The sequence below is a fragment of the Pseudomonas sp. JH-2 genome (assembly GCF_036231725.1).
In the GTDB taxonomy this organism is placed as follows: Bacteria; Pseudomonadota; Gammaproteobacteria; order Pseudomonadales; family Pseudomonadaceae; genus Pseudomonas; species Pseudomonas delhiensis.
Genome location: NZ_JAZAQP010000012.1, coordinates 18,576 through 40,904 on the forward strand (window position 1 = coordinate 18,576; position 22,329 = coordinate 40,904).

General features: G+C 70.0%; 22 protein-coding genes. 4 read left to right on the forward strand and 18 right to left on the reverse strand.

The window, feature by feature from the left end; genetic code table 11:
• Positions 1 to 31 precede the first annotated feature (31 nt).
• From murB to VV867_RS10850, 8 genes are all read right to left on the reverse strand, one after another.
• Positions 32 to 1,051, reverse strand: coding sequence for a UDP-N-acetylmuramate dehydrogenase (gene murB / locus VV867_RS10815; RefSeq protein ID WP_328566365.1), 1,020 nt, complete (start codon positions 1,049 to 1,051; stop codon positions 32 to 34).
• Positions 1,048 to 1,509 (reverse strand): low molecular weight protein-tyrosine-phosphatase, encoded by a 462-nt coding sequence (locus tag VV867_RS10820; protein WP_109934034.1) that lies wholly within the window; start codon positions 1,507 to 1,509, stop codon positions 1,048 to 1,050. The genes murB and VV867_RS10820 overlap by 4 nt, the downstream gene beginning before the upstream one ends.
• Positions 1,509 to 2,273 carry a 3-deoxy-manno-octulosonate cytidylyltransferase gene (gene kdsB, locus VV867_RS10825; RefSeq protein ID WP_109934033.1) on the reverse strand — a complete coding sequence of 255 codons (765 nt, stop codon included), beginning with the start codon at positions 2,271 to 2,273 and terminating at the stop codon, positions 1,509 to 1,511. Before kdsB ends, VV867_RS10820 begins: the two co-directional genes overlap by 1 nt.
• 5 nt (positions 2,274 to 2,278) lie before the next feature.
• The gene (locus VV867_RS10830) at positions 2,279 to 2,464 is read right to left on the reverse strand and encodes a Trm112 family protein (RefSeq protein ID WP_009621404.1); all 186 of its coding nucleotides are present in this window, start codon (positions 2,462 to 2,464) and stop codon (positions 2,279 to 2,281) included.
• Positions 2,465 to 2,504: 40 nt separating this feature from the next.
• On the reverse strand, positions 2,505 to 3,503 hold the full coding sequence (gene lpxK, locus VV867_RS10835) for a tetraacyldisaccharide 4'-kinase (protein WP_109934032.1): 999 nt from the start codon (positions 3,501 to 3,503) through the stop codon (positions 2,505 to 2,507).
• On the reverse strand, positions 3,503 to 3,949 hold the full coding sequence (locus tag VV867_RS10840) for an ExbD/TolR family protein (RefSeq protein WP_089392604.1): 447 nt from the start codon (positions 3,947 to 3,949) through the stop codon (positions 3,503 to 3,505). The genes lpxK and VV867_RS10840 overlap by 1 nt, the downstream gene beginning before the upstream one ends.
• Complete coding sequence (locus tag VV867_RS10845; protein WP_009621398.1) at positions 3,946 to 4,581, reverse strand: MotA/TolQ/ExbB proton channel family protein; 636 nt, start codon at positions 4,579 to 4,581, stop codon at positions 3,946 to 3,948. The genes VV867_RS10840 and VV867_RS10845 overlap by 4 nt, the downstream gene beginning before the upstream one ends.
• Positions 4,582 to 4,653: 72 nt before the next feature.
• Complete coding sequence (locus VV867_RS10850; protein ID WP_328566405.1) at positions 4,654 to 6,861, reverse strand: DNA internalization-related competence protein ComEC/Rec2; 2,208 nt, start codon at positions 6,859 to 6,861, stop codon at positions 4,654 to 4,656.
• A gap of 135 nt (positions 6,862 to 6,996) precedes the next feature.
• Here VV867_RS10850 and VV867_RS10855 point away from each other — a divergent pair, with 135 nt between their 5' ends.
• Positions 6,997 to 7,527, forward strand: coding sequence for a DUF2062 domain-containing protein (locus VV867_RS10855; protein ID WP_089392606.1), 531 nt, complete (start codon positions 6,997 to 6,999; stop codon positions 7,525 to 7,527).
• A 613-nt stretch (positions 7,528 to 8,140) separates the two neighbouring features.
• Here the strand turns inward: VV867_RS10855 and VV867_RS10860 are convergent.
• Genes VV867_RS10860 through VV867_RS10870 form a run of 3 tightly spaced genes read right to left on the reverse strand, consistent with a single transcriptional unit; the run spans position 8,141 to position 11,337 of the window.
• On the reverse strand, positions 8,141 to 9,391 hold the full coding sequence (locus tag VV867_RS10860; RefSeq protein ID WP_328566366.1) for a lipoprotein-releasing ABC transporter permease subunit: 1,251 nt from the start codon (positions 9,389 to 9,391) through the stop codon (positions 8,141 to 8,143).
• A 16-nt stretch (positions 9,392 to 9,407) separates the two neighbouring features.
• Positions 9,408 to 10,091 (reverse strand): lipoprotein-releasing ABC transporter ATP-binding protein LolD, encoded by a 684-nt coding sequence (gene lolD / locus VV867_RS10865; protein WP_109936815.1) that lies wholly within the window; start codon positions 10,089 to 10,091, stop codon positions 9,408 to 9,410.
• Entirely contained in the window at positions 10,084 to 11,337 is a 1,254-nt protein-coding gene (locus tag VV867_RS10870) for a lipoprotein-releasing ABC transporter permease subunit (RefSeq protein WP_109936814.1), read from the reverse strand. The genes lolD and VV867_RS10870 overlap by 8 nt, the downstream gene beginning before the upstream one ends.
• 134 nt (positions 11,338 to 11,471) lie before the next feature.
• On the opposite strand from VV867_RS10870, the gene VV867_RS10875 reads away from it, so the two are divergent.
• The 3 genes from VV867_RS10875 to VV867_RS10885 are packed head-to-tail and all read left to right on the forward strand — an operon-like array spanning position 11,472 to position 13,080.
• A complete protein-coding gene (locus tag VV867_RS10875) occupies positions 11,472 to 12,050 on the forward strand; it encodes a PilZ domain-containing protein (protein ID WP_109936813.1) in 579 nt (192 codons plus the stop codon).
• Positions 12,047 to 12,361 (forward strand): phosphodiesterase, encoded by a 315-nt coding sequence (locus VV867_RS10880; protein ID WP_109936812.1) that lies wholly within the window; start codon positions 12,047 to 12,049, stop codon positions 12,359 to 12,361. The genes VV867_RS10875 and VV867_RS10880 overlap by 4 nt, the downstream gene beginning before the upstream one ends.
• Complete coding sequence (locus VV867_RS10885) at positions 12,358 to 13,080, forward strand: glycerophosphodiester phosphodiesterase (RefSeq protein ID WP_089392612.1); 723 nt, start codon at positions 12,358 to 12,360, stop codon at positions 13,078 to 13,080. Before VV867_RS10880 ends, VV867_RS10885 begins: the two co-directional genes overlap by 4 nt.
• A 42-nt stretch (positions 13,081 to 13,122) precedes the next feature.
• On the opposite strand, the gene sthA is transcribed toward VV867_RS10885, so the two are convergent.
• The 7 genes from sthA to VV867_RS10920 all read right to left on the reverse strand — a co-directional run bounded on the left by sthA (position 13,123) and on the right by VV867_RS10920 (position 22,317).
• On the reverse strand, positions 13,123 to 14,517 hold the full coding sequence (gene sthA / locus VV867_RS10890; protein ID WP_109936811.1) for a Si-specific NAD(P)(+) transhydrogenase: 1,395 nt from the start codon (positions 14,515 to 14,517) through the stop codon (positions 13,123 to 13,125).
• Positions 14,518 to 14,692: 175 nt separating this feature from the next.
• Positions 14,693 to 15,703, reverse strand: coding sequence for an FAD:protein FMN transferase (locus VV867_RS10895; protein ID WP_425343474.1), 1,011 nt, complete (start codon positions 15,701 to 15,703; stop codon positions 14,693 to 14,695).
• A 60-nt stretch (positions 15,704 to 15,763) separates the two neighbouring features.
• Positions 15,764 to 17,281 (reverse strand): efflux transporter outer membrane subunit, encoded by a 1,518-nt coding sequence (locus VV867_RS10900; RefSeq protein WP_109936809.1) that lies wholly within the window; start codon positions 17,279 to 17,281, stop codon positions 15,764 to 15,766.
• Between the two features lie 12 nt (positions 17,282 to 17,293).
• Complete coding sequence (locus VV867_RS10905; protein WP_109936808.1) at positions 17,294 to 18,409, reverse strand: ABC transporter permease; 1,116 nt, start codon at positions 18,407 to 18,409, stop codon at positions 17,294 to 17,296.
• 1 nt (position 18,410) lies between these two features.
• The gene (locus VV867_RS10910; protein WP_109936807.1) at positions 18,411 to 19,544 is read right to left on the reverse strand and encodes an ABC transporter permease; all 1,134 of its coding nucleotides are present in this window, start codon (positions 19,542 to 19,544) and stop codon (positions 18,411 to 18,413) included.
• Complete coding sequence (locus VV867_RS10915) at positions 19,541 to 21,295, reverse strand: ATP-binding cassette domain-containing protein (RefSeq protein ID WP_109936806.1); 1,755 nt, start codon at positions 21,293 to 21,295, stop codon at positions 19,541 to 19,543. Before VV867_RS10915 ends, VV867_RS10910 begins: the two co-directional genes overlap by 4 nt.
• On the reverse strand, positions 21,295 to 22,317 hold the full coding sequence (locus VV867_RS10920; protein ID WP_109936805.1) for an efflux RND transporter periplasmic adaptor subunit: 1,023 nt from the start codon (positions 22,315 to 22,317) through the stop codon (positions 21,295 to 21,297). Before VV867_RS10920 ends, VV867_RS10915 begins: the two co-directional genes overlap by 1 nt.
• Between the last annotated feature and the right edge of the window lie 12 nt (positions 22,318 to 22,329).

Below are 22,329 nucleotides of genomic sequence, written 5' to 3' on the forward strand. Positions count from 1 at the left end.
ACGGCAAGCGCCTTTTTCCAACCCGCACACCTCAGTAGAGGTTGGGCTCCATCTCCAGTTCTACGCCGAAGCGCTGGCGGATGTCCTCGCGGATACGCTCGGCCAGCGCCTGGATCTGCGCCCCGCTGGCGCCGCCGTAGTTGACCAGCACCAGCGCCTGCTGGGCATGCACGCCGGCGGCGCCGTCGCGGAAGCCCTTCCAGCCGGCCTTGTCGATCAGCCAGCCGGCGGCCAGCTTGACCTGGCCATCGGCCTGGGGATAGGCCACCAGGTCCGGGAATTCGCCACGCAGGCGCTCGGCCAGCGCGGCGGAGACCAGGGGGTTCTTGAAGAAGCTGCCGGCATTGCCCAGCACCGCCGGGTCGGGCAACTTCTCGCGGCGGATGGCGCAGATCACCCGTGCCACGTCGGCCGGGCCGGGCGCGTCCATACCCTGCTCCGCCAGGCGCTGGCGCACCGGGCCGTAGTCCAGGTGCAGGCTGGCCTTGCGCGCGAGCCTCAGGCGCACGCGCAGGATCACCCAGCGCCCCGGCTCGCGCTTGAACAGGCTCTCGCGGTAGGCGAAGGCGCAATCGTCCAGGTGGAACTCGCGCAGGCCGCCGCTGTGGCGGTCCAGCGCCACCAGGCTGTCGAACACGTCCTTCAGCTCCACGCCGTAGGCGCCGATGTTCTGCATGGGCGCGGCGCCCACGGTGCCGGGGATCAGGCTGAGGTTCTCCAGGCCGGCGAAACCCTGCTCCAGGCTCCAGCGCACCAGATCGTCCCAGACCTCGCCGGCCTCGGCCTCGATGCGCACCCGGTCGCCGTCGTCCTCGAGGATGCGCACGCCGCGGCTGGCCATGCGCAGCACCAGGGCCTCGACATCGCGGGTCAGCAGCAGGTTGCTGCCGCCGCCGAGCACCAGCAGCGGCAGGTCGTGCTCCACCGCCAGGGCGAGGCCCTGCATCACTTCCTGGTCGTCGCGGGCCTCGGCGAACAGCCGCGCCCGCGCCTCGATGCCGAAGGTATTGAAGGCCTTCAGGGATACGTCTTTGTGCAGGACCAGGCTCACAGGCGCCCCTTCACTTCCAGCAGCAGGGCGTCGCAGGCCAGTTCGATCAGGTCCAGCACCTGTTCGAAACCGGCCTCGCCGCCGTAATAGGGATCGGGCACCTCGTCCAGCGCGCCGGCGTAGCGGCGCAGGAACAGGTCCAGTTCGGCGGGGCCGTTGCCCCGCAGGCGCTCGAGGTGGGCCAGGTTGCTCAGGTCCATGGCCAGGATCAGGTCGAAGTCGGTGAAATCACCGGCGCCGACCTGCCGCGCACGCAGTGCCGAGAGGTCGTAGCCACGGCGCATGGCGGCGACGCGGGTACGGGCGTCCGGCGCCTTGCCCACATGCCAGTCGCCAGTGCCGGCGGAGTCGACGGTCACCCGCGACTCCAGCCCGGCCTCGCGCAGCTTGTGGCGGAACACGCCCTCGGCGGTGGGCGAACGGCAGATATTGCCCAGGCAGACGAAGAGAACCCGCATCAGCCCCCCAGGATGCGCCTGACGCGCTCCAGGTCCTCGGCGGTGTCCACCCCGGCCTGCGGCGCCTCCAGGGCGTCGGCCACGTGGATGCGCACACCGTGCCAGAGCGCCCGCAGCTGCTCCAGGCACTCGCTGTCCTCCAGCCAGCACGGGCCCCAGGCGACGAAGTCGCGGAGGAAGCGCGCGCGGTAGGCGTAGATGCCGATGTGGCGGCGGAACGGAACTCCCGCCGGCAGGCTGTCCGGCGCCTTGGCGAAGGCATCGCGGGCCCAGGGCAGCGGCGCGCGGCTGAAGGTCAGGGCCAGGCCGTCCAGGTCGGTCACCACCTTCACCACGTTGGGGTTGAACAGCGCGGCCAGTTCGTGGATCGGCTCGGCCAGGGTGGCGATGCCGGCTTCCGGATGGGCCGCCAGGTTGGCCGCCACCTGGTCGATGATGGCCGGCGGGATCAGCGGCTCGTCGCCCTGCACGTTGACCACGATGGCGTCGTCGGCCAGGCCCAGGGCGTCGGCCACCTCGGCCAGGCGGTCGGTGCCGGAGTTGTGGTCGACGCGGGTCAGCAGCGCCTCGGCACCGAAGACGTTGGCCGCCTCGAGGATGCGCGCATCGTCGGTGGCGATCACCACGCGGTTGGCGCCGCTCTTGCGCGCCTGCTCCCAGACGTGCTGGACCATGGGCTTGCCGCAGATGTCCTGCAGCGGCTTGCCGGGCAGGCGCGTGGAGGCGAAACGGGCCGGGATGACGACGGTGAAGGCCTGGCTCATCTCAGTCACTTGTCCAGGCGTTCGTCGACGTTCAGGGTGCGGGCCTCGCCCTCGAGCATCACCGGGATGCCGTCGCGCACCGGGTAGGCCAGGCCGTCAGCCTTGCAGATCAGTTCGGACTTGTCGTCGGTGAGCTTCAGCGGCCCCTTGCACAGCGGGCAGGCGAGGATGTCGAGGAGTTTCGGGTCCATGGCGGAATCCTTGGAAAGCAAGGGGTGGCGGGGCCACCCGTCAGCGCGCGATCAGACGCTCGAGCCGGGCGTCGAACCAGGCGACGAAGGCCGGGGATGGCTGCGCGTCGACGGCGAGATACCACCAGTCGGCGGCGGCGAAGGCCCGGCATTTCACCGCGTCCTTCTCGGTCATCAGCAGCGGCAGCGGCGGGCTGAATTGCAGCTGCCCGGCGCTGTAGGCCGCGTGGTCCGGGAAGGCGTGCGGAACAGGCCGCCAGTGTAGCGCCTCGAGCGTCGCGAAGAAACGCCGGGGGTTGCCGATGCCGGCCAGGGCGTGGACCTGCTGGCCCGGCGGGAAGTGCGTCAGGTCGACGCGCTCGCCGCTGCGCAGGTTGACCAGAGCGCTCGGCCGCAGGACGAAGGAAAAGGCGCCGGCCGGCTCGCTGCTGGCGCCGTTGTAGAGCACCGCGTCCACCGAGTCCAGGCGCTCGGCCGGCTCGCGCAGGGGGCCGGCCGGCAGGCAGCGGCGGTTGCCCAGGCCGCGGGCGGCGTCGATCAGCACCAGCTCCAGGTCGCGGGCCAGGCGGTAGTGCTGCAGGCCGTCGTCGCAGAGGATCAGGTCCACCGGTTCCTCGGCCAGCAGCGCGCGCACCGCGGCCGGGCGGTCCGGGTCGATGACCAGGGGCACGCCGCTGCGCTGGACGATCATCAGTGGCTCGTCGCCAGCCTGCTCGGCGCTCTGTTCGGCGCGCACCCGCCAGGGCAGGCTCGGCGGCTTGGCGCCATAGCCGCGGCTGACCACGCCGACCGCAAGGCCGCGGGCGCGGCAGCGCTCGATCAGCCAGAGGATCATCGGCGTCTTGCCGGTGCCGCCGACGGTGATGTTGCCGACCACGATGACCGGCACCGGGGCGCGGTAGGCCTGGCGGCGGCCTTCCAGGTAGTCGGCGCGCTTGCGCAGGGCGATGCGCCGGTACAGCGCCTCCAGCGGGCGCAGCAGGCCGAGGGCCGGGTGGCCCTGGTACCAGGCCTGCAGCAGGCGCTCGGAAAACGCCATCAGGGCTTGGCCGCCGGCTGCGCCTCGACGGTGGTGATGCGCAGGTGGCTGAAGCCGAGCTTGCCGGCGGCGTCCATGGCGGTGACCACCGACTGGTGGGTGGCCTTGCCGTCGGCGGTGATCACCACCGGCAGGCTGCTGTCGCCGGCGGATTCCTTCTGCATCGCCGCCATCAGGGTGGCGATGTCGCCGTTGACCAGGTTCTGGCCGTTCAGCGCGTAGTGGCCGGCGGCGTCGATGTCCAGTTCCAGCGGCTTGATGTCGGTGGCTTCCGGCGGGGTGCCGCTGACCGCCTCGGGCAGCTCGACCTTCAGCTGCGTCGGCCGGCTGAAGGTGGTGGTGACCACGAAGAACAGCAGCAGGACGAAGATCACGTCGATCAGCGACGCCAGGTTGATGAACACGTCATCGCGGGCGGCGCTGCCGGTTCTGCGGCGGAATTTCACGCTTTGCCATCCTCGGAGAGGTCGACCTCGCGGTCGCCCTGGACCATTTCCACCAGCTTGATCGCTTCCTGCTCCATGGCCACCACCAGTTCATCGACGCGGCGCAGCAGGTAGCGATGGAAGAACACGGCCGGGATGGCCACGATCAGGCCGGAAGCGGTGGTCACCAGGGCCTTGGAGATGCCGCCGGCGAGCTGCGGGGCATTGGCCATGCCGTCGCCCATGAAGGCGCTGAAGATCTGGATCATGCCGAACACGGTGCCCAGCAGGCCGAGCAGCGGGGCCATGGCGGCGATGGTGCCGAGGGCGTTGAGGTAGCGCTCCATCTCGTGGATCACCCGGCCGGCGGCTTCCTCGATGCATTCCTTCATGATCTCGCGGCCATGCTTGGAGTTGACCAGGCCGGCGGCGAGCACCTCACCCAGCGGGGAAGACGCCTTGAGTTCCTTGAGCGCCTGGCTGTTCAGCTTCTTGTCCTTGATCTGCTTCCACACCTGGCCCAGCAACTGCGGCGGGGCGATGCGGCTGCGGCGCAGGGTCCAGAGTCGTTCGGCGACGATGGCGGTGGCGGCGATGGAGCTCAGAATGATCGGCAGCATCATCCAGCCGCCGGCTTTGACCAGTTCCCACACAGTGGCGAATCCCCTGAAAAAAAGTGGCGACACTCTAGCACAGGGCCCCTGCCCCGCCGACCGTCGCCGTTCTCATTTTTCCCTCCAGAATCCGGCGTTTTCGCGCGCGCCCCGCACCTCTCCATGCTGGCCCAGGAGCAGGCGCAGGGCGCCCGCGACAGCCACATCGTGAACCCTGACACTCCGTTCGGCGAAGCGCTGCAGCACCTCCTCGGACGGATGGCCATGGGCGTTGTGGCGGGAGCGGGAAACCAGCGCGGCGCGGGGCGCCAGTTGCCTCACGAAGGCCGCCGAGGAAGCGCTGCGGCTGCCGTGGTGGCCGGCCAGCAGCCAGTCGGCCCGGGCCCCGGGATGGCTGGCCAGCCAGGCCGCCTCGCCGGCGGCCGGCAGGTCGCCGGTGAGCAGCAGGCTTTCACCCCGCGCCTCGATGTACAGCACGCAGGAGCGGCCGTTGCTGTCGGCAGCCTGGTCCCAGTACCAGGTCGAGAAACGCACGCCGTCCAGCCACCAGGTTTCGGTGCGGCAGGGTTCGGCGGCCAGGGGCGCAGGCAGGCGCCGCGGCTCGCCGCTTATCAGCCGCGCCGCCGGCAAGGCTGCCAGCACGGCGCGGGCGCCGCCGGCGTGGTCGTTGTCGGCGTGGCTGAGCAACAGCACGTCCAGGCGCCGGACACCCAGGCCGCGCAGGGTCGGCAGCACCGCCACCTCGCCGAGGTCGAACTCGCCCCGGCGCGGCCCGGCGTCGTACAGCCAGGCATGGTTGCGGGTGCGGACCAGCACCGAGAGCCCCTGCCCCACGTCGAGTACGCGCACCTCGGCGTAGCCGTGGGCCGGCGCGCTGGAGTGCGGCCAGAACATCGGCAGCAGCAGCGCCAGGCCCAGCGGCCGCAGCGGCAGCCCGGCCGGCGCCAGGCACAACAGCGTCCCGGCCAGGGCCAGCAGGATGCTCCAGGCCGGCGGCGCCATGGGATGCCAGGCCGGGGAGTACCACGACAGGCGCGCGAGCACGCCGAGCAGGCCGTCGAGCACGGCGCCAGCCAGCCACAGCAGCCCCTCTCCGGCCACCGGCAGCCACAGCAGCAGGCTGCCGGCCAGCGCCAGCGGCACCACCAGCAGCTCGATGCAGGGCACCGCCAGCAGGTTCGCCAAGGCGCCGGACGGGCTCAGCGGCAGGCCCAGGGCCAGCAGCAGCGGGGCCAGCCCCAGGGCCATGAGCCCTTGCGCACGCCCCCAGGCCAGCCACATCGGCCAACGCCCCAGGCGCCCGGCGAAGCCGTAGACGAGCAGCGCCACCGCTGCGAAGGACAGCCAGAAGCCGGGGCTCAGGCTGACCAGCGGATCGACCAGCAGGACCACCACCAGGGCGCCGAGCAACGGCCACCAGACGCCCTGGCGGCGGAACCGCAGGCGCCACAGCAGCACCATGCTGAGCATCAGGCAGGCCCGCAGCGCCGGCACCTCCAGCCCGGCGACCCAGCCATAGCCCCAGGCGCCGGCGACCGCGGCGGCACAGGCGCAGGGCAGCCAGGGCAGGCGCGCCGGCCAGGCCCCCAGGCGCGCCAGGCCGGCCACCAGGGCATAGAGCAGGCCGCCCAGCAGGGAGATGTGCGAGCCGGAGATCACCATCAGGTGCAGGGTGCCGGTGTCCTGCAGCATGTCCCAGTCCGCCCGGCCCAGGCCGCTGCCATCGCCCAGGACCAGGGCCACCAGGTAGGCGTTGCGCCCCCGGGCGTCCACGGCCAGCAGCCGTTCCTTCCAGGCCTCGCGCCAGGCCATGGGGCCCGCGGCCCCGGCAAGGCGCTGGCCATCCTTGACGCTGCCGGTGGCGCCTATGCCGTCGGCCGCCAGCCAGGCCTCGTAGTCGAAGCCGAAGTCATTGGCCAGGCCGTGGGGGCGGCGCAGGGTCACGGCCAGGCGCCAGCGCTCCCCCGCGCGCAACTGCGGGCCGCCGTACCAGGACAGGCGCAGGCGCTGGGGCAAGGCCAGGCGGGCCTGGACGTCCTCCAGCTCGAAGCGGACGATGCCCTCCGCGGCAGCCGGCAGGCCGGTGACCTGCCCTTCCAGCCACAGCGTCCGCCCATCCAGCTCAGGAGCCAGGCGCCCTTCCCAGGCGTGGTGGGCGTACAGGCAGGCCCAGGCGAAGCCGAGCAGGAAGAGCGCCACCGCGAGGTGGCGCCGATACAGGCACAGCAGCGCCATTCCGACCAACGGCAGCAAGGCCGCCAGGGGCGGCAACTGGGGCAGGAAACGTAGCAGCAACAGGCCGCAGGCCAGCGCCATCATCCCTGTACGCACGGGTTGCCTCCCTGGCAGCGGGTCCGGTGCACCACGGCCGGTTACACATGGACATAGTTGATGAACGGAAGCCGTCATCCAGCTAGGCATAATGGCCGGTGTTCGTCTGCCAGAGATTTCCCCATGCCGCGCCGACTTTTCCAGCGCTACATGCCGGACCCCGAGCTGATCAGGAACCACAAGTCCCTGCGCTGCTTCGGGCCCCTGTTGCACTCGCCCAACCTCTGGCACCTGAATCGAAGGTCGGTATCCCGCGCCATGGGCATGGGCCTGTTCGCCGCCTTCGTGCCCATTCCGCTGCAGATGCTGCTGGCCGCCACCCTGGCGGTCTGGGTGCGCGCCAACCTGCCGATCTCGGTGGGCCTGGTCTGGCTGACCAACCCCATCACCATGCCGCCGGTGTTCTACTGCACCTACAAGATGGGCGCCTGGGTCATGGGCGTGCCGGCCCGCACCCTGCCGGAGAACCTCACCTGGGAATGGATCAGCGGCGAACTGTCGCTGCTCTGGCAGCCCTTCCTGCTGGGTTCGATCATCTGCGGCCTGCTAGTGGGCCTGCTCGGCTACCTGGCCACCCAGGCCTACTGGCGCTGGTGGATCGGCCGCAGCTGGCGGCGGCGCCAGGCATTGCGCAACCTGCAGCGGGGGTTGTGAGCCCCTTGCAGGAGCGGACCTTGTCCGCGATAGCCGGAGGTATCGGCGCGATTCGCGGATGAGATCCGCTCCTACGCCGCCCCGCCCACGCCATCCCCCTGTAGGAGCGCGCCCTGCGCGCGAATCGCGGGCAGGGCCCGCTCCTACACCCCACCATGCGGCATGGGGCGCCTGTAGGAGCGGACCTTGTCCGCGATAGCCGGAGGTATCGGCGCGGTTCGCGGATGAGAGCCGCTCCTACGCCGCCCCGTCCACGCCATCCCCCTGTAGGAGCGCGCCCTGCGCGCGAATCGCGGGCAGGGCCCGCTCCTACACCCCACCATGCGGCATGGGGCGCCTGTAGGAGCGGACCTTGTCCGCGATAGCCGGAGGTATCGGCGCGGTTCGCGGATGAGAGCCGCTCCTACGCCGCCCCGTCCACGCCATTCCCATGTAGGAGCGCGCCCTGCGCGCGATTCGCGGGCAGGGCCCGCTCCTACAGTCTGCCGGGAGGTACGGCATTTCCCTGTAGGAGCAACTTTGTCCGCGATAGGCCGAGCCCGGGTACGGATCGAGATAGGCTCGCTGCGAAACCCACCCCATCACGAAGAAGCCGCCCCAAGGGCGGCTTCTTTCATTCGTAGCGCAGCGCTTCGGCCGGCTGGGTCTTGGCGGCACGCCAGGCCGGGTATAGCGTGGCGAGGAAGCTCATCAGCAGGGCCGCGCAGCACACCAGCAGCACGTCCGTCACCTGCACGTCGGAGGGCAGGTAGTTGATGAAGTAGACGTCGGAGCTGAACACGTGGGTGCCCAGGGCCTTCTCCATCGCCGAGACGATGGTGGTGACGTTGAACGCCGCCAGCACGCCCAGGGTACCGCCGACCAGGGTGCCGATCACCCCGATCACCGTGCCCTGGACCATGAAGACGGTCATGATCTGCCCCGGCGTCGCGCCCAGGGTGCGGAGGATGGCGATGTCGGTGCGCTTGTCGGCCACCACCATGATCAGCGTGGCGATGATGTTGAAGGCCGCCACCGCCACGATCAGCAGCAGCAGCAGGCCGATCATGGTCTTCTCCATCTTCATGGCGCCGAACAGGCTGCCCTGGGTGTGCGTCCAGTCCACCGAACGGATGCCCTGGCCCAGCTCCGCGGCGATGCCCTGCCCCACTTCCGGCGCCTGGAACAGGTCCTTCAGGGCGATGCGCACGCTCTGCACCTGCCCCGGCTCCCAGCGCAGCAGGTGCGCGGCGTCGTCGACGTGGACCAGCGCCAGGGTACCGTCCAGCTCGGCGCCGACCTTGAACACCCCGGCCACGTTCAGCCGCTGCATGCGCGGCGTCACGCCGCCGGCCGCGGAGGTGGACTCGGGGACGATCAGCAGCAGGCTGTCGCCGACGTTGACGCGGAAGCGCCGCGCGGTGATCTCGCCGATCACCACCCCGGACTCGCCGGACTTCAGCGCGGCCAGGCTGCCCTGGACCATGTGCGAGCCGATGATCGAGACCTTCGGTTCCAGGGCCGGGTCGATGCCATCCACCTCGATCGGCTGCATCATGCCCTTGAACGAGAGCATGCCGTCCAGCTCGGTGTAGGGCACCGCGCCGACCACCTCGCGGTGCTTCGAGGCCGCGGCGGCCACCGCCTGCCAGTCGGCCAGCGGCTTGCCGTCGGCGTTCTGCAGCACGGCATGGGGCACCATGCCGAGGATGCGCGAGCGCATCTCCTTCTGGAACCCGTTCATCACCGAGAGCACCACGATCATCGCCAGCACCCCGAGGGTCAGGCCGATCATCGAGGTCAGGGAGATGAAGGAGATGTAGTGGTTGCGCTTCTTGGCCCGGGTGTAGCGGGTGCCGACGAAGATCGATAGGGGTCTGAACATGGCGTCTGCGGCTCGATCAGGCAGCGATCAGGCGGCCGTCCTCCAGGCGCAGCACGCGGTCCATCTGCTGCGCCAGGTGCGGGTCGTGGGTCACCACCAGGAAGGCCGTCTGCAGCGACTGCGACAGTTCGAGCATCAGCTCCTGGATGGAATGCGCGGTGTGCTGGTCGAGGTTGCCGGTGGGCTCGTCGAGCAGCACCAGCTGCGGGCGGTTGACCAGGGCGCGGGCGATGGCCACACGCTGGCGCTCGCCGCCGGACAGCTCCGAGGGCTTGTGCTGCAGGCGCGGCTTCAGGCCCACCCGCTCCAGCAGCGCGCTGGCGCGCTCGCGGGCCTCGGGGATCGGCGTGCGGCCGATCAGCAGCGGCATGCAGACGTTCTCCAGGGCGGTGAACTCCGGCAGCAGGTGGTGGAACTGGTAGACGAAGCCCAGCGCGCGGTTGCGCAGCAGGCCGCGCTGCTTCTCGTTGAGCGCCGACAGCTCCTCGCCGGCCAGCCAGACGCTGCCGCTGCTGGGGATGTCGAGGCCGCCGAGCATGTTCAGCAGGGTGCTCTTGCCGGAGCCGGAGCTGCCGACGATGGCCACGCGCTCGCCGGGGAACAGCTCCAGCTGCACGTCGACCAGCACCTCGACCGACTGCGGGCCCTCCTCGTAGCTCTTGCGCAGGTTGCGGCAGCTCAGGACGGTCTTGTCACTCATAACGCAGGGCCTCCGCGGGCTGGGTGCGGGCGGCACGCCAGGCCGGATACAGGGTGGCGAAGAAACTCAGGATCAGCGCGGCGGCGCACACCAGGATCACGTCCTCGCGCATCAGTTGCGAGGGCAGGTAATCGATGAAGTAGACGTCCGAGCTGAGGAACTTGTGGCCGATCAGCCTTTCCAGCAGGGCGATGGCGTCGCTCACCCTGAGCGCCGCGAGCACGCCGAGCAGGCCGCCGATGAAGGTGCCGATCACGCCGATCACGCTGCCCTGGACCATGAAGATGGCCATGATCTGCCCCGGCGTGGCGCCCAGGGTGCGGAGGATGGCGATGTCCGACTTCTTGTCGGTGACCACCATGACCAGGGTGGAGATGATGTTGAAGGCGGCCACCGCGACTATCAGCAGCAGCAGCAGGCCGATCATGGATTTCTCCATCTGGATGGCCTGGTAGAGGTTGCCGTGGGTGCGCGTCCAGTCGCGGGCGTAGAAGTCGTTGCCCTTGAGGTCATGGGCGATTTCCCAGGCGGTGCGCGGCGCCTGGAACAGGTCGTCGAGCTTCAGGCGCAGGCCCTGCACCTCGCCGTCCTTGTAGCGCTGCATGCGCGCGGCGTCCTCGACGTGGGCCATGGCCACGTAGCCGTCCAGCTCGCCGGCGCCGACGTGGAAGATGCCGGCCACGGTGAAGCGCTTCATGCGCGGGAAGATGCCGGCGGGGGTCACCGAGACCTCGGGGGCGACGAAGGTGACCTTGTCGCCGACCTTCACCCCCAGGTTGGCCGCGGCCTTGTCGCCGATGATGATGCCGAACTCGCCGGGCCTGAGGCTGGCCAGGCTGCCCTGCTTGAAGAAGTCGCCGATGATCGAGACCTTGCCTTCCTCGGCCGGGTCCACGGCGTTGATCAGCACCTTCTGCACCACGCCGTTGTTGCTCAGCAGGCCCTGCATCTGGATGAAGGGCGCCACTTCCAGCACGTTGCGGTGCTGCGCCTTGATCTGCCCGGCCAGGCCGCGCCAGTCGTCGATCGGCTGGTAGGCCTCGACGGTGGCGTGGGGCACCATGCCCAGCACCCGGGTGCGCATCTCGTGGTCGAAGCCGTTCATCACCGAGAGCACCACGATCATCACCATGACGCCGAGGGCCAGGCCGATCATGGAGGTCAGGGAGATGAAGGAAACGAAGTGGCTGCGGCGCTTGGCGCGGGTATAGCGCGTCCCGATATAGACGGAAAGAGGTCTGAACATGTGGGGCCGTTGTCAGGGGATTGGGGCGTCGGTCCGGCCGGCATCCGCTGCCGCGGAGGGATTGCGGAGGCCATTGTGGCGAGCTGCGGCGGGCGGCTTTACACTCAGACCATTACTGCCGCCGTGGGTTCGCCATGTCCACTCCAGACGCGGATGACCGCCGCGAATACTACCGTATCGAGGACCGCCTCGCACTGGAATTTCGCCCGATTCCGGAGGACGCGGAGCAGGCGGCGCAAGCGTTGCAGGATGATTCGCCGCTGTTCAACCTGCTCGGCGACCTGCACCTGCTGGAGGTGGAGGCGCAGCACCTGCTGCGGCAGATCGCCGAGCGCGACCGCCCCCTGGCCAGCTACCTGAAGCTGCTCGACAAGCGCCTGGACCTGGTCGCCGGCGCCCTCGCCCGCGGGCTGCTGGAGCAGGTCGGCCCGGCGCAGCCGGTGGTCCTTTCCGAGGGCGGCATCGCCTTCCTCGCCCCCGAGCCCCTGCTCGCCGGCCAGCTGCTGGCACTGAAGCTGGTGCTGCTGCCCCAGGCCCTGGGCCTGAGCCTGCGCGCGCGGGTCACCCACTGCGAGTCGCGCGGGCTGGGCGAGTACGAGATCGGCACGCTGTTCGAGAACCTCGAGGAGCCGCAGCGCCAGCTGCTGGCCCGGCACATCCTGCAGAAACAGGCGGCCGAACGGCGCCAGGCGAAGGACCGCGACGACTCATGAAGGCACGCCACATCCCCCTGCTGCTGTGCCTGGGCATGGCCCTGCCGGCCGCGGCCGACACCCTGGAAATCCCCATCGGCGCCCAGGGCGACGCCCGTATCGCCCTGCCCGCCCGCGGAGAGAGCCGGCGCGCCGTGCTGGAGCGCTTCGGCCTGCCCGACGAGGAGCACCCCGCCGTGGGCAGCCCGCCGATCACCCGCTGGGACTACCGCGAATTCAGTGTCTATTTCGAATACGATCACGTGGTCGACGCGGTTCGCGCGCATCGTCCGCAGAACCCGATCCTTCCCTCTCCCAAGGAGCCCCAGTGACTCTCATCTATGGCCATCGCGGCGCCAAAGGCGAAGCGCCGGAAAACACCCTGACCAGCTTCCAGCGCTGCCTGGAGCATGGCGTGACGCGTTGCGAGCTGGACCTGCACCTGTCCCGCGACGGCGAGCTGATGGTGATCCACGACCCCACCCTCAAGCGCACCACCGGGCGCCGCGGCAAGGTGTCCGAGCAACTGGCCGAGGACCTGGTCACCTACGACGCGCGCCAGGGCGGGCCGGGCTGGGTGCGCCCCTGCCCCATCCCGCGGCTGGCCGAGCTGTTCGAGCGCTGCGAGTTCGAGCACTGGCAGCTGGAGGTCAAGAGCGCCTCGCGCGAGCGCGCGGCGCGCACCGTGCAGGCCATCCACCAGTTGGTGGGGCGCTTCGGCCTGCGCGAGCGCATCACCGTGACCTCCAGCTCGCGCACCGTGCTGCGCGCGCTGCAGCAGTTGACGCCGGACCTGGCGCGCGGGCTGGTGGCCGAATACGCCTGGCTCGACCCGCTGAAGGTGGCGGCGAACTATGGTTGCGAGCTGCTGGCGCTGAACTGGACGCTGTGCACCCCCGAGCGGCTGCTCAAGGCGCAGAAGCAGGGGCTGCACGTGTCGGTGTGGACGGTCAACGAACCGGCGCTGATGCGCCGGCTCGCCGACTTCGGCGTGGACAGCCTGATTACAGACTTTCCCGGTTTGGCCACTGCCACGCTCGGGAATCGCTGAGCGGGTCGCCCCCGGCCGGCTCAGGCCGCCGGTCGGGGTATTTCAGAAAAGCCGGTTGAGGCCGTCGAACGCCGCTACGCGGTAGGCTTCGGCCATGGTCGGGTAGTTGAAGGTGGTGTTGACGAAGTACTTCAGGGTGTTCAGCTCGCCCGGCTGGTTCATGATCGCCTGGCCGATGTGAACGATCTCCGAGGCCTGGTCGCCGAAGCAATGCACGCCGAGGATCTCCAGTGTCTCGCGGTGGAACAGGATCTTCAGCATGCCCACCGGCTCGTTGGAGATCTGCGCGCGGGCCATGCCCTTGAAGAATGCCTTGCCCACTTCGTAGGGAATCTTCGCCGCGGTCAGCTCGTGCTCGTTCTTGCCGATGGAGCTGATCTCCGGGATGGTGTAGATACCGGTGGGCACGTCGTTGACGAAGCGCCAGCTGTCCTGCTCGACGATGTTGCCGGCGGCCGAGCGGCCCTGGTCGTAGGCGGCGCTGGCCAGGCTCGGCCAGCCGATCACGTCGCCCGCGGCGTAGATGTTCGACACCGAGGTGCGGTAGTTCTCGTCCACCTCGATCTGGCCGCGGCTGTTGACCTTGATGCCGATGTTCTCCAGGCCCAGGCGGTCGGTGTTGCCGGTACGGCCGTTGCACCACAGCAGGGCGTCGGCCTTGATCTTCTTGCCCGACTTCAGGTGCAGGATCACGCCGTTGTCCAGGCCCTCGACGCGCTCGTACTCCTCGTTGTGGCGCACCAGCACGTTGTTGTTGCGCAGGTGGTAGCTCAGGGCGTCGGAGATTTCGTCGTCGAGGAAGCTCAGCAACTGGTCGCGGGTGTCGATCAGGTCGACCAGCACGCCCAGGCCGCTGAAGATCGAGGCGTATTCGCAGCCGATCACCCCGGCTCCGTAGATGATCAGCCGGCGCGGGGTGTGGCTCAGCGAGAGGATGGTGTCGCTGTCGTAGACCCGCGGGTGGTTGAAGTTGATGTCCGCCGGGCGGTACGGGCGCGAGCCGGTGGCGATGACGAACTGGTCGGCGACCAGGCGCTCCACCGCGCCGCTGGGGGTCACCACCTCGACGGTGCGCTCGTCGACGAAGCTGGCGGTGCCGTTGAACATGTCGATGCGGTTGCGCGCGTAGTAGCCGGTGCGCGAGGCCACCTGCTTGTTGATCACCTTTTCGGCGCTCTTGAGCACGTCGGGGAAGGAGAACCAGCGCGGCTCGCCGATCTGGCGGAACATCGGGTTGGTGTTGAACTCGATGATCTGCTTCACCGAGTGACGCAGCGCCTTGGACGGGATGGTGCCCAGGTGCGTGCAGTTGCCGCCGACCACGCGACGGCTGTCCACCACCGCCAGCTTGCGCCCGTACTTGGAGGCGTTCATCGCCGCCCCCTCGCCCGCCGGGCCCGTGCCGAGAATCACCACGTCGTAGTTGTAGACAGCCATGCGTACTCCTTCAGAACAGGCCGGGGCGCCCCTGCGGCGCGTCCGGCGAAGTCCCGGCGCGCTCGCCGGGGACGATCGATCGTTGCTGGCAGCTTAGCCTCGCCGCAAAGCGCTGCACATTAGCGCTTGGTCGGTCGGTAGGCGAGTTTTGCCATCACTACATTTCCTGCGGCCTTCACCGCCACACCGGCTCCGGGAAGAGTTCGGCGAAGCGCGTGCTGGCACGCGTGGCGAAACCCTGCCCCTGGTGCACGACGAACCAGGCGGCCAGCCCGTGCTGCTCGGCGTAGCGGTAGCCCTCGTCCGGGCCCAGCACCATCAGCAGCGTCGACAGGCCGTCGGCGTGCAGCGTGGAGCGGTCGACCACGGTCACCGCCGCCAGTGTGTGCCGCACCGGCGTGCCGGTGCGCGCATCGAAGGTGTGCGAGTAACGCTGCCCACCTTCCTCGAAATAGTTGCGGTAGTCGCCCGAGGTCGAGACCCCGTAGCCGTCCACCGCCAGCGAGCGCGCCACGGTGCGCTCGCGTTCGCCGCTGGGCACCTCCAGCGCCACCCGCCAGGGCGAGCCGTCGGGCTTGTGGCCCATGGCCTTGAGCTCGCCGGTGATCTCCACCAGGTAGTCCTTCACGCCCAGCTCGGCCAGGCGCTGGCCGACGCGGTCCACCGCGTAGCCGGCGACGATGCTGTCGAAATCCAGCTGCGCCGCCACGTCCTTGCACACCAGGCTGCCGTCCACCCGCACGTGGCGGTAGCCGACGCGCGCCCGCTCACGCTCCAGCGCCGCGGCCGCCGGCACCTGCTCGCCGCGGGACTGCGGGCCGAAGCCCCAGAGGTTCATCAGCGGCTCGACGGTGAGGTCGAAGGCGCCGGTGCTGGTCTCGGACAGCTCGTTGCCGTAGCGCAGCAGCTCCACCAGCTCGGTCGGCATGGCCTGGCAGGCGCCGGCCGGCAAGGCATTGAAGCGGGAGACCTCGGAGTCGTCGCGGTAGGTGGAGAACTGCCGGTCGAGTTCGCCGAGAATGCCCTCGACCTCCGCCTGCAGGCGCTGCGGCGCGGGGCTCTGCGCCGTGGGCAGGTACTGCACGGAATAGCTGCTGCCCATGGTCGGGCCGCCGAAGCGCTCGACGCGCTCGCCGCAACCGGCCAACGCCAATAGCCCCAAGCACAACCAGATGCCACGCAACACGCCACCTCCATTCCCCTGCCCCGGCACGGGCGGCGCACATTCTACCGGAAACGGCAGGCGTTACTGTTGCCCAGGCGGTAAAGGTTCGTTGTCCGAACCGCCATCCCCCAGCGGCGCGCCGCCGCCCAGGGCCTTGTACAGCGCCACCAGGTCCAGGCGCAGCTGGCCGTCGCTGTCGACCAGGTCGCGGCGCGCCTGCAGGTAGTTGCGCTGGGCGTCCAGTTCCACCAGGAAGTCGGTGAGGCCGCCGGCATAGCGCGCCCTGGCCATGTCGTAGGCCTGCCCGGCGCTGCCCAGCCGCGCCTGCAGCTGGGCGTTGCGCCGGCGCTCGGCGCCGTAGCCGCTCAAGGCGTCGTCCACTTCCTGCCAGGCCTTGAGCACGGTCTGCTGGTAGTTCACCGCCGCTTCCTGCTGCTCCAGCTTGCGCAGGGTCACCTGGGAGCGGCGCCGGCCGTTGTCGAAGATCGGCACGCTCAGGCTCGGCCCCACCGCCCACTGGCGGCTGCCCCAGTCGGAGACGTCGCCGCTTTCGAAGGAGGAATAGCCGAAGCTGGCGCCCAGGCGGATGCTCGGGTACAGCTCGGCCACCGCCACCCCGATGTTGGCCGTGGCCGCGTGCAGCTGGGCCTCGGCGGCGCGGATGTCCGGGCGCCGGCGCGCCACTTCCGAGGGCAGGCCGGGGCTGAGGTCGGGCAGGGCCGCGGGCCGCGCCGGCGGCGCCTTCAGCTGGGCCTGCAGCTCGCCCGGCTGCGCGCCGACCAGCACGCCGAGCTGGTTGATCGCCTGGCCCTCCGCCGCCTGCAGTTGCGGCAGGCGCGAACGCAGTTCTTCCAGTTGGCTGCGCTGGCGCACCAGGTCGAAGTCGTCCACCAGGCCGCCGTCGGCGCGGGCCTGCACCAGCGCCAGGGACTCCTCGGTGGCGCGCAGGTCCTCCTGGGTCACGGCGATCTGCTGCTGCACCCGGCGCAGCTCGAAGTAGCCGCGCGCCACTTCGCTGGCGACCACCAGGCGCGCCTGCTCCAGCAGTGCGCGCTGCTGCTCGACGCGGGCGTCGGCGGCCTCGATGGAGCGGCGCACGCGGCCCCAGAAGTCGATTTCCCAGGAGGCGTCGAAGCCGGCTTCGTAGAGGGTGAAGGGCTCGGCCAGGGTCTTCACCAGCTCGTCGCTGTTGCCCGGCGCCAGGCTGGAGATCATCCGTGCGCTGGCGCCGCGCTCGCTCTGGCGCTGGCGCTGCACGTCGGCGTTGCCGTCGACGTTCACCCCGCGCTGGGCAGCGACCATCTGCCGCTGCATGCGCGCCTGGGCGAAGCGCAGCGCGGCGCTGCGCAGGTCCGGGCTGGCCGCGGTGGCGCGGCGTTGCAGGTAGTCCAGCGCCGGGTCGGCGAACTGCGTCCACCACTGCGCCAGGATGGCCTGGCCACCCTGCCCCGCGGGCAGCAGCGCGGCCTCGCCGGCATGGGCGGCGCGCCAGTCGGCCGGGGCCTTCGGCTGCGGCGCCTGGTAGTCCGGCCCCACCGCGCAGGCGCCCAGCGCCAGCAGCAGCGGCAAGAGGAGGTAGGGAACGGGCGACGACGGCATGGCGGCCTCCGGTCAGGCGAGTCGATGGCGGAACAGCCAGGCGGACAGCGGCAGGGTCACGCTCGCCACCGCCAGCATCGGCAACAGGTCATGGGCCACTGCGAACAGGCTGGCGCCTTCCAGGTAGATGCGCTGGATCAGGTCGATGGCGAAGCGCAGCGGGTTGATGTACGTGGCCATCTGCAGCGCCTCGGGCATGTTGCGCACCGGCGTGGCCAGGCCCGAGAGCAGCATGATCGGCATGATCAGCACGAAGGTGTAGAGCATCGCCTGCTGCATGTTCAGCGACACCGCCGAGATCGACAGGCCCAGGCCGACGCAGGAGACCATGAACACCAGCAGCCCGCCGTAGAAGTCCAGCAGCGAGCCGGCCATGGGGATGCGGAACCAGTACAGCGCCATCAGCAGCACCAGCGACGCCTGCACCAGGCCGATGAGGATCGGCGGCAGGGCCTTGCCGAGCATGATCTCCAGGGGCGAATAGGGCGTGACCAGCAACTGGTCGAAGGTGCCCTGCTCACGCTCGCGGGCCACCGAGAGCGCGCTGAGCATCAGCGTCTGCAGCATGCTCAGCGAGGCGATCAGCGCCGGGATCAGCGGCCAGCGCGTCTCCAGGTTGGGGTTGTACCAGGCGCGGGTGACCACGCTGACCGGCGCCTGGGCCAGGCCGCGCTCGCGGTTGAAGTCGTTGACCACGCTGGCCAGCCCGGCCGCCGCGGCGCCGGCGGTGGTGGAGTTGCGCCCGTCGAGGATCACCTGCAGCGGCGCCGGTTCGCCGCGGGTCAGGCGCGTCTCGAAGTCGGCGGGGACCTGGATCACCAGCAGGGCCTTCTCGGCGTCGATCACGCTGGCGATGTCGCGCGGCGCGCGCAGGGTCGCCACGCGGTGGAAGATGCCGCTGCCGTCCAGGCGGTTGGCCAGGCGCTGGGACGACTCGCTGTGGCTCTGGTCCAGCAGCGCGTAGGGCGCGTCGTTGAGGTCGAAGGTCACCGCGTAGCCGAACAGCAGGCTCTGCATCAGCACCGGCGCCAGCAGCACGATGCGGTTGGCCGGGTCCTTGAGGATCACCAGCAGTTCCTTGCGCCAGAGGTTGGCCAGGCGGCGCAGCAGTTCGACGAAGGCGCCCATCTCAGTCCAGCCTCTTGCGCGTGGCCAGCCGCGCCAGGCCCAGCAGGACCACGGCGTAGCCGGCGAGGATCAGGCAGTTGCGCAGGATCAGCGGCCAGAAGTCGCCGGCCAGGAACAGCGACTTCACCAGTTCCATGAAGTAGGTGGCCGGCAGCAGGTTGCCGATCACCCGCACGGCGGTGGGCACGTTGCGCAGGTCGAAGATGAAGCCCGAGAGCATCATCGCCGGGAGGAAGCTGGCGAGCAGGGAAATCTGGCTGGCGAGGAACTGGTTCTTGGTCACCGCCGAGATCAGCAGGCCGATGCCCAGGGCGACGAACAGGTAGAGCATGGAGCTGACCAGCAGCGCCAGCAGCGAGCCGTACATGGGCACGTGGAACAGGAAGCGCGCCGCCAGCAGGCACAGCGCCAGGCCCAGCAGGCCGACCAGGAAGCAGGGGATGATCTTCGCCAGGAGGATCTCCACCGAGCGCACCGGGGTGACGAACAGCGCCTCCAGGGTGCCGCGCTCCCACTCGCGGGCCATCACCAGGGCGGTGAGGAAAGCGCCCACCAGCGTCATGATCAGCACGATCAGCCCCGGCACCAGGTACCAGGTGCTGGTGTTGGCGGCGTTGAACCACATGCGCTGCTCGATGCGCACGCCGCCGGCCTGCAGCCCGGCGTTGCGCGCCGCCTGCTTCTCGCCCCACAGCGCCAGGGCCTGGTTCAGGTAGTTGCTCACCCCCGAGGCGCGGGTGGCGTCGGAGCCCTGCACCAGCACCAGCACCTGGGCGTTGCCGTCCTGCAGGCGGCGGCTGAAGTCGCCAGGCAGGTAGACCAGGGCGTCGGCCTGGCGCGATTCCAGCATCCGCCGGCCTTCCTCGAAGGACTTCAGCGGCAGCGGCTGCAGGTACTCCGAGCGGCTGATGCTGGCCAGCAGGTCGCGAGCCTGGGGCGCCGGGTCGTCCTGCACCACCGCCACCAGGCTGTGGCGCACGTCCAGCGACAGGCCGTAGCCGAAGATCAGGATCAGCGCGATGGGCAGGCCGATGCCGATCATCAGGTTGCTGCGGTCGCGCAGCAGCTGGCGCACCTCCTTGCGCGTCAGCGAGAGGAGCCGGCGCCAGAACGAACCATTCGCCGCGTCGCTCATGCGCGGGCCTCCCGGGCGTGCTGGCGGGCCTGCTCGACGATCTCGATGAAGGCCTGCTCCATGTTCGCCTGGCCGCCGGCCTGCTCGCGCACCTGCTGTGGGGTGCCCATGGCGAGGATGCGCCCGGCGTCCTGGATGACGATGCGGTCGCAGTACTCGGCCTCTTCCATGAAGTGGGTGGTGATGATGATGGTGGTGCCGCCGGCCGCCAGCGCCGTGATGCGCTGCCAGAAGCCGCGCCGGGCCAGGGGGTCGGCGCCGCTGGTGGGTTCGTCGAGGAAGAGGATTTCCGGCTCGTGGAGCAGGCCCACGGCCATGGCCAGGCGCTGCTTGTAGCCGCCGGGCAGCTGGCCGCTGGGCTCGCCCTCGTGGCCGGAGAGGTCGAACTGCCGCGACACCTCGTCCATGCGCCGGCCCAGCTGCTTGCCGGACAGGCCGTAGGCGCCGCCGAAGAACTGCAGGTTCTCGCGCACCGAGAGGTTGCCGTACAGCGAGAACTTCTGCGACACGTAGCCGATGCGCCGGCGCGCCTGGGCGCGGGCGTGGCGCAGGTTGACGCCGGCCACCTGCAGGCTGCCGGAGGACGCCGGCAGCAGCCCGCAGAGCATGCGGAAGGTGGTGGTCTTGCCGGCGCCGTTGGGCCCCAGCAGGCCGAATATCTCGCCGCGGGCCACGCTGAAGCTGGTGCGGTCCACGGCGGTGAAGTCGCCGAACCTGCGCACCAGGTCCTTCACCTCGATCACCGCCTCGCCGTTGTCGGACGTGCTGCCCGGCGCGGCGGCCTTGAGCGCTTCGGTATCCACCTGCTCGGCGCCGCTCTTGGCCCGCAGCAGGACCATGAAGCCGTCCTCCAGGCGTGCTTCCACCTCGCGCACCGGAGCACCGTCGAGCAGTTGGTCCAGGCGCTTTTCATCGGCATCGCGCTGGCGGATGAAACGCACCTCGCCGCCCTGGGGCACCGCGTCGATGATCACCTGCGGGTCATCCAGCAACCGCGCCTGCAGCTTGCGCGCCGGCTGGCCGGCCGGCGGCACGACGATGCGGCAGAGGCCGTCGGCATGCCGGCGGATGTCCTCGGGCAGGCCCTGGGCCAGCAATTGGCCCTGGTGCAGCAGGTACACCTCGGAACAGCGCTCGGCTTCGTCCATGTAGGAGGTGGTCAGCAGCACGCTCAGGCTCTCCTCCTCCACCAGTTGCCGGACGATCTCCCACAGCTCGCGGCGCGACAGCGGGTCGACGCCCACGGTCGGCTCGTCCAGCAGCAACAGTTGCGGCGAGCGCACCAGGGTGCAGGCCAGCCCGAGCTTCTGCTTCATGCCGCCGGACAGCTTGCCTGCCGGGCGGTCGGTGAAGTGCGCCAGGTCGGTCATCGCCAGCAGGCGCTCGAAGCGCTGGCGGCGCTGCTGCGCGCCGACGCCGTGGAGGTCGGCGTAGAGGTCGAGGTTCTCCTGCACGCTCAGGTCCTCGTAGAGGCCGAAGCGCTGCGGCATGTAGCTGATCAGGTCCTGCACCCGCTGCGGATGCGCCCTGACATCGACGCCGAGCACCTCAAGCTCGCCGCCGTCGGCCCGCAGCAGCCCGGCCACCAGGCGCAGGAAGGTGGTCTTGCCGGCGCCGTCCGGGCCCACCAGGGCGGTCAGCGCGCCCTTGCGCACCTGCAGGTCGAGACCGTGCAGGGCCTGCACGGTCTGCCCCGACTCCTTGACCAGGAAGCGCTTGGCGACGCCGCGGGCGTCTATCACCCGCTCCATCAATCGGCCTTCCCGTCGCGCACCTGGTCACCCTCGGCGATACGCACCGTGGCCGGCATGCCCAGGCGCAGGCGGTTGTCCCTGTCCTCGACCACCACCCGCACTTCGTAGACCAGCGCGGTGCGCAATTCCTCGGTCTGCACGGCCTTGGGGGTGAACTCGGCGACGTCGGAGATGAAGCCGACGTGCCCCTGCACCGGCTGGTCCGGATGGCTGTCGGTGGTCACGCTGGCGCGCATGCCGGGCTTGATGTGGCCGAGCTGGGTCTCGTTGACGTACACCCGCACCCATTTCGGGTCGGTGATGGCCAGGGCATAGACCGCGCGCTGCGGCGAGGCCATGTCGCCCGGCTCCAGCAGGCGCGAGCGCACCGTGGCGTCCTGCGGGGCGCGCAGCTGGGTCTCGTCGAGGTTGTGCTGCAGCAGCGCGAGCTGGGCGCGGGCGCCCTGCAGTTGGGCCTCGGCCTGGGCGATGTCCTCGGCGCGCGGGCCGATCCTCGCCAGGCGCAGGGCCTTCTGCGCATCCTCCAGCTGGGCCTGGTTGACCTTCAGTTGGGCGGCGGCGTTGTCCAGGTCCTGCTGGCTGACCGCCCGCCCGCCGGGGCTGTTGGCGCGGATGCCCTGCAGGCGGCGCAGCTGGATGCCGGCCAGCTCGACCTGGGCCTTGGCCGCGTCGACCTGGGCCTTGGCGCGGTCGATGTCCTCGGGGCGCGAGCCGTTGTGCAGGCGCAGCACGTTGGCTTCCTGGGCGGCGATCTGCGCCCTGGCCTGGTCGATCTGCAGCTTCAGGGTGCGGCTGTCGAGGCTGGCCAGGACCTGCCCGGCCCTGACCGCGTCGCCCTCCTCCACGCGCATCTCGGCGATGCGCTCGCTGCCGGTGAAGGCCAGGGACACCTGGCGGATGTCGACATTGCCGTAGAGCACCAGGTCGCCGCCCTGCTCGGCCTTCGAGTGGAAGTAGTACCAGGCCCCCAGGCCTGCTACGGCGAGCAATGCCAGGACAACGATGAGCTTCTTGCGCATGATGACGACCCG